Annotated in this window: 11 protein-coding genes; 4 read left to right on the forward strand and 7 right to left on the reverse strand. The window is 72.4% G+C overall.

Going from position 1 to position 13,331, the window contains the following annotated elements; translation table 11 throughout:
* Window positions 1-189: 189 nt before the first annotated feature.
* The gene (locus tag LL946_RS14150; protein ID WP_404381693.1) at window positions 190-1,038 is read left to right on the forward strand and encodes a hypothetical protein; all 849 of its coding nucleotides are present in this window, start codon (window positions 190-192) and stop codon (window positions 1,036-1,038) included.
* A gap of 93 nt (window positions 1,039-1,131) precedes the next feature.
* Here LL946_RS14150 and LL946_RS14155 read toward each other — a convergent pair whose 3' ends face one another.
* On the reverse strand, window positions 1,132-2,118 hold the full coding sequence (locus LL946_RS14155; protein ID WP_404381695.1) for an acyl-CoA thioesterase: 987 nt from the start codon (window positions 2,116-2,118) through the stop codon (window positions 1,132-1,134).
* A gap of 78 nt (window positions 2,119-2,196) precedes the next feature.
* Window positions 2,197-3,654, reverse strand: a complete 1,458-nt coding sequence (locus tag LL946_RS14160) for a PLP-dependent aminotransferase family protein (protein ID WP_404381697.1) — start codon at window positions 3,652-3,654, stop codon at window positions 2,197-2,199.
* Window positions 3,655-3,716: 62 nt separating this feature from the next.
* On the opposite strand from LL946_RS14160, the gene LL946_RS14165 reads away from it, so the two are divergent.
* Window positions 3,717-4,520: a YitT family protein gene (locus LL946_RS14165; protein ID WP_404381699.1), complete on the forward strand. Its 804-nt coding sequence runs from the start codon at window positions 3,717-3,719 to the stop codon at window positions 4,518-4,520.
* Here the strand turns inward: LL946_RS14165 and LL946_RS14170 are convergent.
* From LL946_RS14170 to LL946_RS14180, 3 genes are all read right to left on the reverse strand, one after another.
* Entirely contained in the window at window positions 4,431-6,548 is a 2,118-nt protein-coding gene (locus LL946_RS14170) for a RecQ family ATP-dependent DNA helicase (protein WP_404381701.1), read from the reverse strand. The genes LL946_RS14165 and LL946_RS14170 overlap by 90 nt on opposite strands.
* 117 nt (window positions 6,549-6,665) lie before the next feature.
* The gene (locus LL946_RS14175) at window positions 6,666-8,336 is read right to left on the reverse strand and encodes a long-chain-fatty-acid--CoA ligase (RefSeq protein ID WP_404381703.1); all 1,671 of its coding nucleotides are present in this window, start codon (window positions 8,334-8,336) and stop codon (window positions 6,666-6,668) included.
* A gap of 71 nt (window positions 8,337-8,407) precedes the next feature.
* The gene (locus LL946_RS14180) at window positions 8,408-9,793 is read right to left on the reverse strand and encodes a serine hydrolase domain-containing protein (RefSeq protein ID WP_404381705.1); all 1,386 of its coding nucleotides are present in this window, start codon (window positions 9,791-9,793) and stop codon (window positions 8,408-8,410) included.
* 58 nt (window positions 9,794-9,851) lie between these two features.
* On the opposite strand from LL946_RS14180, the gene LL946_RS14185 reads away from it, so the two are divergent.
* Window positions 9,852-10,328: an acyl-CoA thioesterase gene (locus LL946_RS14185; protein WP_404381707.1), complete on the forward strand. Its 477-nt coding sequence runs from the start codon at window positions 9,852-9,854 to the stop codon at window positions 10,326-10,328.
* Window positions 10,325-11,038, forward strand: coding sequence for a hypothetical protein (locus LL946_RS14190; protein WP_404381709.1), 714 nt, complete (start codon window positions 10,325-10,327; stop codon window positions 11,036-11,038). Before LL946_RS14185 ends, LL946_RS14190 begins: the two co-directional genes overlap by 4 nt.
* A 35-nt stretch (window positions 11,039-11,073) precedes the next feature.
* Here the strand turns inward: LL946_RS14190 and LL946_RS14195 are convergent, their stop codons facing one another.
* Both LL946_RS14195 and LL946_RS14200 read right to left on the reverse strand, forming a co-directional pair.
* Window positions 11,074-12,483: an MFS transporter gene (locus LL946_RS14195; RefSeq protein WP_404381711.1), complete on the reverse strand. Its 1,410-nt coding sequence runs from the start codon at window positions 12,481-12,483 to the stop codon at window positions 11,074-11,076.
* A gap of 30 nt (window positions 12,484-12,513) precedes the next feature.
* Complete coding sequence (locus LL946_RS14200) at window positions 12,514-13,329, reverse strand: glycerophosphodiester phosphodiesterase family protein (protein WP_404381713.1); 816 nt, start codon at window positions 13,327-13,329, stop codon at window positions 12,514-12,516.
* Window positions 13,330-13,331 lie beyond the last annotated feature (2 nt).

Here is a 13,331-nt window from a genome sequence, read left to right on the forward strand (position 1 = left end):
GCCGTGGTGCTGTCCGGCTCGGCAGCCTGTACGACCGGGCCGGGGGACGGCTCACCCCCCACCGACACCTCACCGCCCATCGCCACCTCGAGCACCACGGTGCGCCCGACTGCCACCGTCCGCCCGACTGCCACGAGGCCCAGAGCCTCGGACGGTGGCACACCCAGGCCCTCGGACAGCGGCCCTCGGGTGACGCCGTCACCCCCCGAACCCACGGTGTCGCCGGGGCCGACCCGCACCACCGGCGGAGGCCCGTCACCGACCGGGAGCGACGCCCTGGCTCGTTTCCGGGAGCGATGCCTGCAGGAGACCCGCGCACTCGACGAGGCGGAGATCCGCTTCGACAAGGTCGTGCGGCTCGATGACGGTGAGCGTACGCGGTTCGAGGTCATCCTGGTGCAGCCCGGGGTTCTTCCCTCGGCGTCCGTGCCGCTGGCTCAGGGTCGGGTGCAGCTGGCCTGCACCGTCGAGGCCCGGCTGACGAGCCCCGGTGGGGGCATCGAGATCCGTCCCGACGAGTGGGTGAGTGACCAGTACCTTCCACCCGATCCGACCTCGTGGACGTGGCTGGTCACGGGGACCGACCCCGGCGAGGCTGACGCCCTGCTCCAGCTCCGCCCCGCGGTCCTCGTGGGTGCGGGCGCGAACGCGCCGGCGCCGGCAGCGCTCGGCACCGTCGACTTCACGGTCACCTTCGACGTGGAGCGAACCATCACGGACACGGCTGGCAAAGCGTGGACCTGGATCGTGGGTCTGGTGGGCTTCGTCGCGGTCGCGCTGGGGATCCCCATCACCTACCGCGCCCTGCGGGGGACGGGGACCCCGACGCCGACGACGGGGACCGAGGGGCGTCCGGGGGCGAGCTTCGTCTCGCGGATGTCACACCCGTCCTCGACGCGCAGGAGCGCCAAGGCACCCAAGGCACCCAAGACACCCAAGCCGCAAAAGGCACCCCGGACGACCCCGACACCGCAGGCACCCCAGAGGAACAACCGGCCCTCGGGTGGCGAGGAGTCGCCGCCCCGCCCCGGCCCCTGACGCACCCGACTTCTTGCGAAAAGGGGACGGTTCCACCCCGGATCTCCGGTCCGGAACGTCCCCTTTTCGCAAGAAGTCTGCGGCGCGGGCGGGTCAGTCGCGGGGGCGGTCGTCCGTGACGCGGAGCATGCCCTCCTGGGCGACGGACGCGACGAGGGTGCCGTCGGCGGTGAACATCCGCCCGATGCCGAGTCCACGACCACCTTGGGCCGAGGGCGACTGCTGTGCGTAGAGGAGCCAGTCGTCGGCGCGGGCCGGGCGGTGGAACCACATGGCGTGGTCGAGGCTCGCGACGTTGAGGCCACCCCCGACCCACTGCCGCCCGTGCCGACGCAACACCGGCTCGAGCAGGGCGTAGTCGGAGGCGTACGCGAGGACCGCCGAGTGCAGCAGCGGGTCGTCGGGCAGCCGGCCGACGGCCCGCGTCCACACACCCTGCTGGGCGACCCGCTCCTCACCGGGGGCGAGGAAGAGCTGGCCCTCGACGTGGCGTTGCTCGATGGCGCGGTCGGCGACGTGCTTGGCTCCCGGGTGGTCGATCCCTCCGAAGACGTCGCTGAGCGACTGCAGCCCTTCGGGTCCGGGCACGTCGGGCATCTCGTCCTGGTGGTCGAGGCCGCCGGCGGGCTCCTGGAACGAGCAGCTCATCGACAGGATCGGCTTGCCGTTCTGGATCGCGTGGGCGCGACGGGTCGAGAACGAGCGACCGTCGCGCATGCGCTCGACGGCGAAGGTGATCGGCTGCGTGTCGTCGCCCGGACGCATGAAGTAGGCGTGCAGCGAGTGGATGGGCCGCGGTGTGCCGTCGTCGCCGGGTTGGATGGTGCGTCCACAGGCCACCACTCCCTGAGCGAGCACCTGCCCACCGAAGACGCGGCCGTGCGGCATCTTCTGGCTCTGGCCGCGGAAGAGCGTCATCTCCTCCGCAAACGTCATCGGCGCCGCGGCGGCACCCGAAGCGCCGTCCTCGCCGATGGATGCGGTGACGTTGATGTCCGCCCTGCCGACCTCCTCGAGGTCGAGGACCGCCAGCAGGTCGGCCAGAGCACGCGAGGTCGGGGCAGCAGCGTCATCGTTCACACGCGTCACCCTAACGACGCAGGGTCGCGTTCCCGTCGTCCGCCCGCTCCGCCAACGGCATGCCGGTGGCTCGTGGAGTCAGGCGACGAGCGGTCCGCGCGGCTGGGCGCTCCGGCCGCGTCCACCGATGGGCTTGCCGTCGGCGACCCGGGCCAAGGCGCGGGCCAGCCGCTCGACGGCCTCGGTGAGCTCGTCCGGCCGCAGGACGTAGGGGAGGCGGATCCACCGGTCGAGCCCGCCGGCCGCGGCGAACCGCGGGCCGCTGGCGAAGAGCAGGCCCTCGTCCTCCGCCGCGAGTGTCACCTGCAGCGCGACCGGCTTCGGGAGCTCGACCCAGAGCGACAGGCCACCTCGAGGCGTGACGAACCGCAGCTCGGGGCACCGGGTCCGGAGGGCCTGCGCGAGGGCGTCACGCGACTCGACGAGGCTCCTCCGGCGCTCCTCGGTGATGCCGGGGGAGGTGCGCATGAGGTGCAGCAGGACGAGCTGGTCGATGACGGGTGCGCCGATGTCGAGCGGCACCCGCGCAGCATGGAGGGCCTCGTGGAGGTGCTCGGGCGCGCGGAGCCAGCCGATGCGCAGACCTCCCCAGTGCGACTTCGAGGCGCTGCCGACCGAGACCGTGTCGGCGTGGTGTGCTCCGAAGGGCAACGGCATCGGGCCCTCGTGGTCGAGACCGAGCTCGACGACCGTCTCGTCGACGATGGCCGTGGTTCGCCTCTGCCGCAACGCTTTTGCCACCGAGGCACGCTGGTCGTCGGACATGAGGTTGCCGGTCGGGTTGTGGAAGTCGGGCAGCAGGAAGGCCGCGCGCGCGCCGGACGCGCGGATCGTCGACGTCATGGTCGGGACGTCCCAGCCGGTCGGCTCCACCGGCACCGCGGCCACCCGTGCGCGCAGCTGCTTGAGCGTCGGGAAGATGTTCGGGTAGGTCGGGGTCTCCATGAGCACCGTGTCGCCGGGGGAGAGCAGGGCGCGCGCCGCGATGGCCGTCCCGACGACCGCGCCGGTCGTCACGAACACCTCGTCGGCGGTCGTGGGCAGTCCGCGCTCGGTGTAGTGGGCGGCGATGACCTGCCGCAACTCGGGAACGCCGTCGACCAGGTAGCCGCTCCCGCAGAGGTAGTCCGGCGACGCCGCAATCGCCGCCTCCGCCGCCTGCGTCATGCCGGCAGGCGCCCGCTGTGCCGCGCAGGTCAGGTCGATGGTGCCCTCGGGGACGTGCGCCGACAGGTGGAGTCCCGTGTCCCGTCGCACGACCCCCTTCGGCAGGCTCGCGACGCTCCCGGACCCGCGGCGGGAGGTGAGGTAGCCACGGTCGCGGAGCACGGCATACGCACTGCTCACCGTCGTCCGGCTCAGTCCGAGGGCGCCGGTGAGGTCTCGCTCGCTCGGCAGTCGGGTCCCGACGGCGATCCGGCCGTCGGCGATGAGGAGGCGGAGCGCGTCTGCGACGACCTGGTATGCCGGCCCGTCACCGTCCGTGGACCCGATGAGGTCCGCGGTGCGGGCGGCCGAGAGCGTGGGAGCAGCCATGGGTCCACTGTTGCACGATTGGCCATGTATCTCAGGGCCAATCCTCCGGGAGGATGGTCCGCATGAGCCCGATCCAGACCCTTCGCACCGGCGTCAGCAGGGGAGCCTCCCGACGCGTGGACCTGGTCCCGATGACCCCGATGGAGCAGCTGCGCGCCGGCCACACGGGGCGACGGGTCGCCCAGCTGGTCGTGGGGCTGTGGCTCTACGGCACGGCGATGGCGATGTTCATCCGGGCCGAGCTCGGCCTGGACCCGTGGGACGTCTTCCACTACGGGGTGCAGCAGCACGTCGGCTGGAGCTTCGGCACGATCGTCATCGTCGTGGGCGGGCTCGTCCTGCTCCTGTGGATCCCGCTGCGCCAGTGGCCCGCTCTCGGCACGGTGATGAACGTCTTCGTGATCGGCATCGCCACCGACGTCATGCTCGCCGTGCTCGAGACGCCCACGGCGCCCTGGCTGCGGTGGGCGTTCCTGCTGGGTGGCATCGTGGTCAACGGGATCGGTGGCGCGATGTACATCGGCAGCCAGTACGGCCCCGGCCCGCGCGACGGGCTCATGACCGGGCTCGCGCGCCGCACGGGCCTGTCGATCCGCCTCATCCGCACGGCGCTCGAGGTGTCGGTGCTCGTCGCCGGCTGGCTGCTCGGCGGCGTGGTCGGCGTCGGGACCGTGCTCTACGCCCTGCTGATCGGCCCGGCGGTCCAGGCCTTCCTCCCGCTGGTCACGGTGCGGGTCGAGCGCCCGGCGCGACCGGCCCACCAGGCAGGGGACGGCTCAGCCGTCGATGGCCAGGGCGAACGGGAGCACGCCCTCGACCCCCGCTCGGCGGAGCTCGCGACCTGCGACGGTGAGCGTCCAGCGTGAGCTGACGAGGTCGTCGACGAGCAGCACCGGCCCGCGGACACCGCCCAACGACGCCGCCAGCTCGGGGCCGACGACGATCCGCTCCCAGACCCCCGCCAGCCGGAACGCGCTGTTGCCGCCCGGTTCACCCGTGGGGCCGCCGTGCTCGAGGTCGAGGGTGCCGAGGAAGGGCAGCCGCCCGATCTCGGCGAGGCCGTGCGCGAGGGACTGCACGAGCTGAGGATGGGAGCGTGACGGCACGGCGACGATGCCGGCGGGGCGCTGGCTCCAGCCCCACCCGGCGAGCACGCCGACGCAGCCGCGGAGCAGCTCGGGCGACGCGGGGGCGTCCTCACGGAGCACCTCGCGCAGGCGCTGGCCCCAGCCGAGGTCGCTGAGCCTGGCGAGCGCCCGTCCCGGCGACAGCGCCTCGTCGGGCGAGATCTTGCCCTTGACGGGCACGCCGAGCCGGTCCATCCCGGTGGGCCACTGCGCGCGGGAGTCGATGTCGACACCGACCCGGGCCAGACGCTCACGCGCGGCGCCGATGACCGTGTCGGGGATGTCGGTCGCGAACCACGGGCCGGCGCAGGTGTCACAACGACCGCAGGGGTGAGCCGTCGCGTCGTCGAGCGTGCGCTGGAGGAAGGCCATCCGGCATTCGGTGGTCCGCTCGTAGTCGAGCATGAGCTGCTGCTCGTCGGTGCGTGACTGAGCCACCCGCGCATAGCGCTCGGCGTCGTAGGTCCACGGCTGCCCGGTCGAGGTCCACCCGCCTTGGACGCGAGCGACCGCACCATCGACGTCGAGCACCTTGAGCAGCAGCTCGAGACGGGTGCGCCGCACGTCGACGATCGTCTCGATCGCCGCCGTCGAGAGCGGCCGTCCGGCCTCGGCGAGCGCACGCAGGACGGCGTCGGCCTGCTCCTGGCGCGGCATCGAGACCGACGCGAAGTAGAGCCAGATGTCCTTGTCCTCGGGGCCGGGCAGGAGCAGCACGTCGGCGCGCTCGGTGGCGCGACCAGCACGGCCGACCTGCTGGTAGTAGGCCACGGGCGACGACGGCGCACCGAGGTGCACGACGAAGCCGAGGTCCGGCTTGTCGAATCCCATCCCCAGCGCCGAGGTTGCCACGAGCGCCTTGACCTCGTTGTCGCGCAGGGCGGCCTCGAGGCGCTCGCGGTCGGCGGGGTCGGTGCGACCGGTGTAGGACGCGACGCGGTGCCCGGCGTCGGACAGCGCCGACGCGACCTCCTCGGCCGCGGCGACGGTGAGCGTGTAGATGATGCCGCTGCCGGGCAGCTCGTCGACATGGGCGAGCAGCCAGCCCAGCCGCTGCTCCGGCGACATCGAGCTGAGCACGCCGAGCCGGAGCGAGTCACGGGCGAGCCCTCCACGCACCGTGAGCACGTCTCGACCGCCGACGCCAAGCTGCTCGACGACGTCGGTGACGACGCGCTGGTTGGCGGTCGCCGTGGTCGCGAGGACCGGGACGTCCTGCGGCAGCTCGGTGAGGAGGTCGCGGATCCGGCGGTAGTCCGGCCGGAAGTCATGGCCCCAGTCGGAGACGCAGTGCGCCTCGTCGACGACGAGCAGGCCGCAGCGACGGGCGAGGTCGGGCAGCTGCTCGTCCCGGAAGCGCGGGTTGTTGAGCCGCTCCGGGCTCACGAGGAGCACGTCCACGGAGTCGTCGGCGAGGGCCTGTCTGACCTGGTCCCAGTCCTGGGCGTTGGCCGAGTTCATGGTCACGGCGTGTATGCCGGCCCGCTCGGCTGCCGCGATCTGGTCGCGCATGAGCGCGAGCAGCGGGGAGATGATGACCGTCGGCCCGGCGCCCTGAGCCCGCCGCAGGGCGGTGGCGACGAAGTAGACCGCCGACTTGCCCCACCCGGTCCGCTGGACGACGAGGACGCGCGACCGGTCGGCGACGAGCGCGGTGATCGCCTCGAGCTGTCCGTCCCGGAAGCCGACGTCGTCGCGCCCGACCAGGCGGCGCAGGGCCGTGGTGGCGTCGGTGGCGAGCGTGGTGGTCTCAGCGGCGTTCGTCATGGTCACCCCACCGTAGGCGGACTGGCCGACATCCCCGGACCTGGCCCGGTGTCGCCGGTCGTGATCCGGAACCGGCGGCGGAACGACGGCCGCGACGGGACGGCATACGGGAGGGACTCAGTCGGCGAGGAGCCGGTCCCGGACCTGTCGGCGCAGGACCTTGCCGATCTGCGAGCGCGGAAGGTCGTCCATGACCACGATCCGTCGGGGGACCTTGTAGGCGGTGAGCATCGAGCGGCAGAACTCCCTGGCGGCGTCGGTGTCGAGGTCCGCGGCGTCCGTGGTGACCACGCCGACGACCTCCTCGCTGCCGTCGTCGCGCGGAAGGCCGACCACGGCGGCATCGGTCACGCCTGGGTACTGCCTGAGGGCGGCCTCCACCTCCGAGGGCATGACGTTGAAGCCTCCCGTGATGATGAGCTCCTTGATGCGGTCGACGATCGAGACGAAGCCGTCGTCATCGACCTCGACGATGTCGCCGGTGCGCAGCCACCCACCCTCGAGAAGGGTCGCGGCGGTCTCCTCGGGCTTGCCCCAGTAGCCACCGAACACCTGTGGTCCCCGCAGGAGCAGCTCGCCACGCTCACCGGGTGCTCGGTCCTGCGTCGGGTGAGCGGGGTCGACGACGCGGATCTCGGTGTTGGGGAAGGGGATCCCGACCGCGCCAGGACGTCGGGCGAGACCGATCGGGTTGCCGACCGCGACCGGTGACGTCTCGGTCATGCCGTAGCCCTCGACGAGCAGGCCGCCGGTGGTGGACTCCCAGAGCTCGAGGGTCTGGGCGGTGAGCGGCATCGCGCCGGAGATCGCGAAGCGGATCGACGAGAGGTCGACTCCCCGCTCCTTCGCCACCTGGGCGAGGCGCTCGTAGACCGGAGGCACCGCGGGCAGGAACGTCGGAGGGTGCTTCCTGGCGGCGGCGAGGACGAGGTCGACGTCGAACTTCGGGAAGAGGACGAGCCTCGCGCCGATGCTCATGGCGAAGGTCAGGCAGAGCGTGAGCCCGTAGGCGTGGAACATCGGCAGCACGGCGTAGACGACCTCCTCACCGTCGACGAGGCCCGGCACCCAGGCCCGACCCTGGGCCGCGTTGGTGCCCAGGTTGAGGTGGGTGAGCATGGCGCCCTTGGGGGTTCCGGTGGTGCCGCTCGTGTACTGGATGACCGCGAGGTCACCCACCGTCGGGCGGGGGTGCGCCTCGGGCAGCGGACCGTCGCCCAGCAGTCGTGGCCACGGGATCGCGCCGGGGGCAGGGCCGGTCATGGCCTCGCGCGCCGTCCTACCCTTCTTCAGCGGGAGCCGCAACGCGAGCCGTTTCGCCAGGGGCATCGAGGCGGTGATGTCGACGGCGACGACGTGCTCGACCGCGGTCAGGCCCTGCACGAGCGGCGCGACCTTGTCCCAGACCACGGCCACGGTCGCACCGTGGTCCGCGAACTGGTGGGCCAGCTCGGACTGCGTGTAGAGCGGGTTGTGCTCGACGACCACGCCGCCGAGCCGGAGGACCGCGTAGAACGCGACGATGTGCTCCGGGCAGTTGGGCAGCACGAGGCCCACGCGGTCGCCGGCAGCGACACCCAGGCGGCGCAGGCCCTCGGCAGCCCGGGCGACCCGGCGCCCGAGCTCGGCATAGGTGACCTCGGCGCCGAAGAACTCGAGGGCCACCGTGTCGCCGAAGCGGGCGACCGCGGTGTCGAGGAGGTCGACCAGCGAGCCCTCGGGCAGATCGATGTCCGGAGCCACGCCCTCCGCGTAGTGCTGGAGCCAAGGACGCTCAACTGTCGGCATCAGCCAACCACCTTTCCGATGACCTCAGCGTAGGCCCGAGGATGCGCCAACCGGGACCGGGTCCGGCAGGGTCAGGACCACCCCTGCGCGTCGACGCCCCCGGGAACGTCGGCCTCGGGGTCGTAGGGCGTGCGGGTGAAGCGGAAGGTCGCGACGTCGAGGTGCGACACCGTGCCGTCCCCACGGCGCAGCACCCGCAGCGGCTCGCCGGTGTAGTAGCCGTCGAGACCGACCCACTCGTCGCGAGCCACCTGCCGGAAGCGCGACCCTCGACCGGCCCCGGGCTCCCCGAGCACCAGGTGGTCGCCGACGAAGCGCGCGATCTCGACCGCGGGCCCCCAGTGCCACGTCCCGGCGAGCTCCAGCACGTCGGCCGAGCCCGAGGCGACCCATGGCGTGACAGCCGCCGGCTCGAGCTCGCGCATCGTCCGGAGGAGGTCCTTGGGCAGGTCCTTGAGCGCCTTGCTCGCGGTCGTGTTGGTGAAGAGCACGACGCCGTCACCGGCAGCGCCGGCCGGACCGTCGCCGCCGTCGGCGTCGAGGTGCACGCGCTGCATCGCGAGGAAGCCCGGCATCGACCCTCCGTGCCCGGCGGAGCGGGCGCCCTCGACGTTCCACACCTGCCACCCGAGGCCGTGCGATCCGGTCCACGGCTGCCCGGGCTCGTCGACGACGTGGTGGGGCTCGAGCATCTCGGCGAGGGTCTCGGGCGCGAGGACGTCGGCGACCTGCCCACCGAGGAGGGCGGCCCACCTCGAGAGGTCGCCGACGGTCGTCCAGAGCTGTCCTGCGGACGCCATGGCACCGGCGTCGTGCTCGGGCTCGCGCAGCAGCACGTCGGCGAACGGGTGCACGGCAAACCCCTGTGCCGCAGCGCCATCGGGCCGCAGCGTCGTCCGCGTCATGCCCAGCGGGTCGAGGAGCTCGCCGCGCACGACGTCGAACCAGGGGCGGTCCCGGACCACCTCGAGGAGGCGACCCAGGGCGGCATACCCGGTGTTGGAGTAGTGGAACCGCCGGCCGGGACGGAACCGTGACCCGACCCCGGACCCGACGAGGGCGTCCCAGTCGCCGCCCGGGGTTCGCTCCCACCAGTCGTCCTCGGTCTCGGCCTGCACCCCGCCGGAGTGGGTGAGGAGCTGCTCGATGGTCACGTCGTCGAGGGCGCTGCCGGGCACGTGCGTGCCAAGACGGTCGGTGAGGTCGATGAGGCCCTCGTCGCGCAGCCGCATCACCGCGACCGCGACGAACGTCTTGGTGATCGACCCCATCCGGAACTGGGTGTCCGCGTCGACCGGAACGCCACCCTCGCGACCGTCGACCGTGCCCACCGCACCCGACCACACGAGCTCGCCGCCGCGGACGAGCCCGGCCGCGACCGAGGGCAGTCGGTGGTCTCGCTGGCCGGTCGCGAGGACGTGGTCGAGGCGGGCATGGGTCGTGGCGGAGAGCGGCATCCGTCCACCCTAGGTCCGTGTCCGCGCCGCGTTCGTCGGGGCTGAGAGACTGTCCCCCATGACCCCGGTCGACCCTGCACCCGAGCCCACCGCTCGCCCGTACCGCACCGAGGTGCCGTTGCGCTGGTCCGACATGGACGCCTACGGCCACGTCAACAACGTGCAGTACCTCCGCCTCCTCGAGGACGCCCGCGTCATCGGCTTCCGCGAGTGGTTCGGCGAGGAGCGCTCGCTGCTCGACACCGGGGTCATCGTGTCGCGGCACGAGATCGAGTACGTCGCGCCGCTGACCCACCGTCCCGAGCCGATCGAGGTCGACATGTGGGTCACGGGGGTCCACGGGGCGGGCTTCAACCTGGGCTATGTGGTCCGGGATCCGGAGTCCCTCGGCGAGCGGGTGTATGCCGTCGCCGAGACCGGGCTGGTCCTCTACGACTTCACGACGTCGCGGCCCCGCCGGCTCAGTGCGGAGGAGCGCGAGGTGCTCAGCCAGCACGTCGGCGGACCGGTCGCCTTCCGGTGGTCGCGCCGGTGAGCGGCGTGGTCGTCTCCGAGCTCGTGCTCGCCGATGCCGAGTCCCTCCAGGACCTCGGCCGGTATGCCGCCCGCGCCCGTGCGCTCGATGCCGACGGTGCCGTCCGGCTCCAGGCCGTCGGAGCCGTCCTCGCGTCGTGGGTCGGGGTGCTTCCGGGCACTGGGCTCATGGGTACCGGAACGACGATCGGGCTGCGGACGACGGCGCTCGCGCTGCCGGCGGAGCTCGACGTCGTCGTGCCGCTCGCGGCGGTCAGTGACCGGGTGGCGCGGCCGGGGGAGAGGGCGGTGCTGCCCGTCCCGCCCATGACGGTGTCGGCGGCGTGGGCGGCGGTCTCACCGCCACGGTCTGGATGGCAGGTGATCGGGACCGTGAGTGCGGAGGCGTTGCAGCGCACGGCTTCTGAGGGCATTGCCGAGGTGGCCGACGGCACTCCAGAGGGTGCCGGTTCGCACGCGGTGACCGCACTGCGTGAGCGCGTATGGGGACGTGTCGTGTCGGCTCGTGAGGGTGTGGGTGCTGTGGTCGAGTCAGAGACACCGGGGACTGGAAACTCGACAGGCGAGCCCGGGCCGGAGTACCCGGCTGCGCTGGCGTTCGCGGCCTACGCACTCGGCTTCCTCACTCCGGGCACGGAGTCGACACTTGCGACGAACGGCCGCTGGACCCGTCTCACGACCCCGGCCGGCCACGCCCTGACCCGCCGCTGACCTGCGCGGACCCACTCCCGATCCGTCCGGCCAGATCAGGTGCGGATCCGGCGGCCGGCGACGACGACGAGGGTGGCGACGGCAGCAGTCCCGACCCACATCGCGACGAACGCCGGCACGTCCTCGCCGGCTCGTGTGTGCAGCGCGGCGAACACCGCACCCGTCGCCGCGATGCCGATGACCGACCCGAGGACGTCGGCGAGCTGGAGTGACGACGACGCCGACCCATGGTCGGCCGGGGGAGTGAGCGACAGTGCGAGCACCGAGAGGCTCGCCGTGGCGAGCCCCATGCCCAGCCCGGCCACCGCCAAGGGCGCGGCGACGAGCCACGGCCACCAGCCGGCCCACGTCACGAGCACCACGCCCGCCAGCCCGCTCGCCAGTGTCGCGCCGCCGATGCTCACCAGCCGGTCCCGTCGCCCGGAGAACGAGTCGCGTCCCTGCACCCACGACCCCAGTGACCACCCGATCGAGCCGATCGCGAGCAGCGACCCGGCCTGCGCCAGGCTCAGCCCACGCTCGCCGGTGAGCATGAGCGGGACGTAGGTGATCGTCCCGAAGAACGCGCACGGAAGGAAGAACCGGCTGAGCATCACCGACGGCAGGCCGCGGCGCATCGTGAACGTCCCAGCGGGCAACAACCGTGGCGCACAGACCGCCACGCCGAGCAGCCCGAGCAACCCCGCCACGACCTGCGGAGACCACGCCAGCTCGAGCTCGTGCGTGCCCCACTGCATGACGCCGGCCGACACCGCGATGCCCAGCCCGAGCCACGCGGCCCGCACGTGCGCGCGGTGGTCGCGACTCGAGCCCAACACACCCGCGTCGGCCGCACGGATCTGCCCGCGTCGCACGAGCAGCACGACCAGCGCGAGCACTACCGGAGCGATGACGATCCAGAACACCCAGCGCCACGACCACGTGGTCGTCACCCACCCCGCGAGCACCGGACCGATGAGCGAGGGGAGCACCCAGGCGGCGCTGAGGACGCTGAACACCTTGGGCCGCAGCGCCTCCGGATACGCGCGACCGATGACGACGAACCCGGCGACGAAGGTCAGCCCCGCACCCAGACCGGCGACGGCCCTGCCGCCCAGGAACCACGAGAACTCCGTCGACGCCCCGCAGAGGCCGCAGCCGGCGGCGAAGAGGACCTGCCCCGCGAGCAGCGACGGCAGCGCACCTGACCGGTCGCACCACACCCCGGCGAGCACGATCCCCAGCAGCTGCGTCGTGAGCATGACCGAGAACGCGAGCCCGTAGGAGCGCACCGCGTCCAGCTCGACCGCGACCTCGGGCATGGCGGTCGACACGGCCATCGACTCGAAGGCGATGACGCTGATGAGCGCCACGATCGCCAGGGTCAGCGCGGCGAAGTCGGCACCGAACACCCCTCCGGCGCTGCGCTGCTCGACCCCTGCCTCCGCCGTACCCCGTGAGCTCACCTCGCCACGCTACGCGAGGCCCAGCCTGCGTCAGGCTGCGGGCTGGAGCGGGTACCCGCGCTCGGCGAGCACGTCCCGCAGCACGTCGATGTGGTCGGTGACGATGCCGTCGACGCCCAGGTCGAGCAGCCGGTGCATCTCGGGTGCGTCCTCGTCGCTCCACGGGTGGAACCACACGTGCACCTGCTTGCCCAGCCGGTGCGCCACCCGCACGAGACCCGGTGTCACGAGCGTCAGCTCGCGCCCGCGGGTCCGGTGCGACACGGGGATCTGCAGCACCGGTGCCGAGGTGTGCAACCACCGCGACAGCAGACCGGGCGCGTAGCGCAGCAGCCCCGTCCCGACCTGCCCCGCGGCCGTCGCCAGCCCGGGCCCCAACGCACGACGCGCGGCACGGACCCGACGCTCGCTGAACGACCCGATGCACACGCGGTCGACCGCGTCGTGCCGCCGGATGGTGTCGACCGTCGGGGCCAGCGCCGTGTCGGCCTTGATGTCGATGTTGAGCCGCGTCGTCGGGAACTCCTCGAGCAGCTCGGTGAGCAGCGGCACCGCATCGGTCCCGTTGATCCGCGCCTCGCGCACCGCGGCATACGGCAGCTCGACGATGGCTCCCTCGACGTCGGTGACCCGGTCGAGGTGCGTGTCGTGGAAGGCGACGAGCTCACCGTCCGAGGTGGCGTGCACGTCGGTCTCGAGGTACTCGTAACCCATGGCGACCGCCTCGCGGAACGCCCGGACCGTGTTCTCGAGACCGACGTTCGGTCCGTATGCCGCACCGCCCCGGTGTGCCATCGCGATCGGTCCGCGGTGGTCGAAGTAGGCGAAGTCGCCTGCGCGCGACATGG

It is taken from the genome of Knoellia locipacati (genome assembly GCF_044791685.1).
Classification (GTDB): Bacteria; Actinomycetota; Actinomycetes; order Actinomycetales; family Dermatophilaceae; genus Knoellia; species Knoellia locipacati_A.

Excerpts from the sequence above, each read along its gene's own strand:
- LL946_RS14175 (WP_404381703.1), bottom strand. The coding sequence starts at position 8,336 with ATGCCGACAGTTGAGCGTCCTTGGCTCCAGCACTACGCGGAGGGCGTG.
- LL946_RS14185 (WP_404381707.1), top strand. The coding sequence starts at position 9,852 with ATGACCCCGGTCGACCCTGCACCCGAGCCCACCGCTCGCCCGTACCGC.
- LL946_RS14165 (WP_404381699.1), top strand. The coding sequence starts at position 3,717 with ATGAGCCCGATCCAGACCCTTCGCACCGGCGTCAGCAGGGGAGCCTCC.
- LL946_RS14200 (WP_404381713.1), bottom strand. The coding sequence starts at position 13,329 with ATGTCGCGCGCAGGCGACTTCGCCTACTTCGACCACCGCGGACCGATC.
- LL946_RS14180 (WP_404381705.1), bottom strand. The coding sequence starts at position 9,793 with ATGCCGCTCTCCGCCACGACCCATGCCCGCCTCGACCACGTCCTCGCG.
- LL946_RS14160 (WP_404381697.1), bottom strand. The coding sequence starts at position 3,654 with ATGGCTGCTCCCACGCTCTCGGCCGCCCGCACCGCGGACCTCATCGGG.
- LL946_RS14170 (WP_404381701.1), bottom strand. The coding sequence starts at position 6,548 with ATGACGAACGCCGCTGAGACCACCACGCTCGCCACCGACGCCACCACG.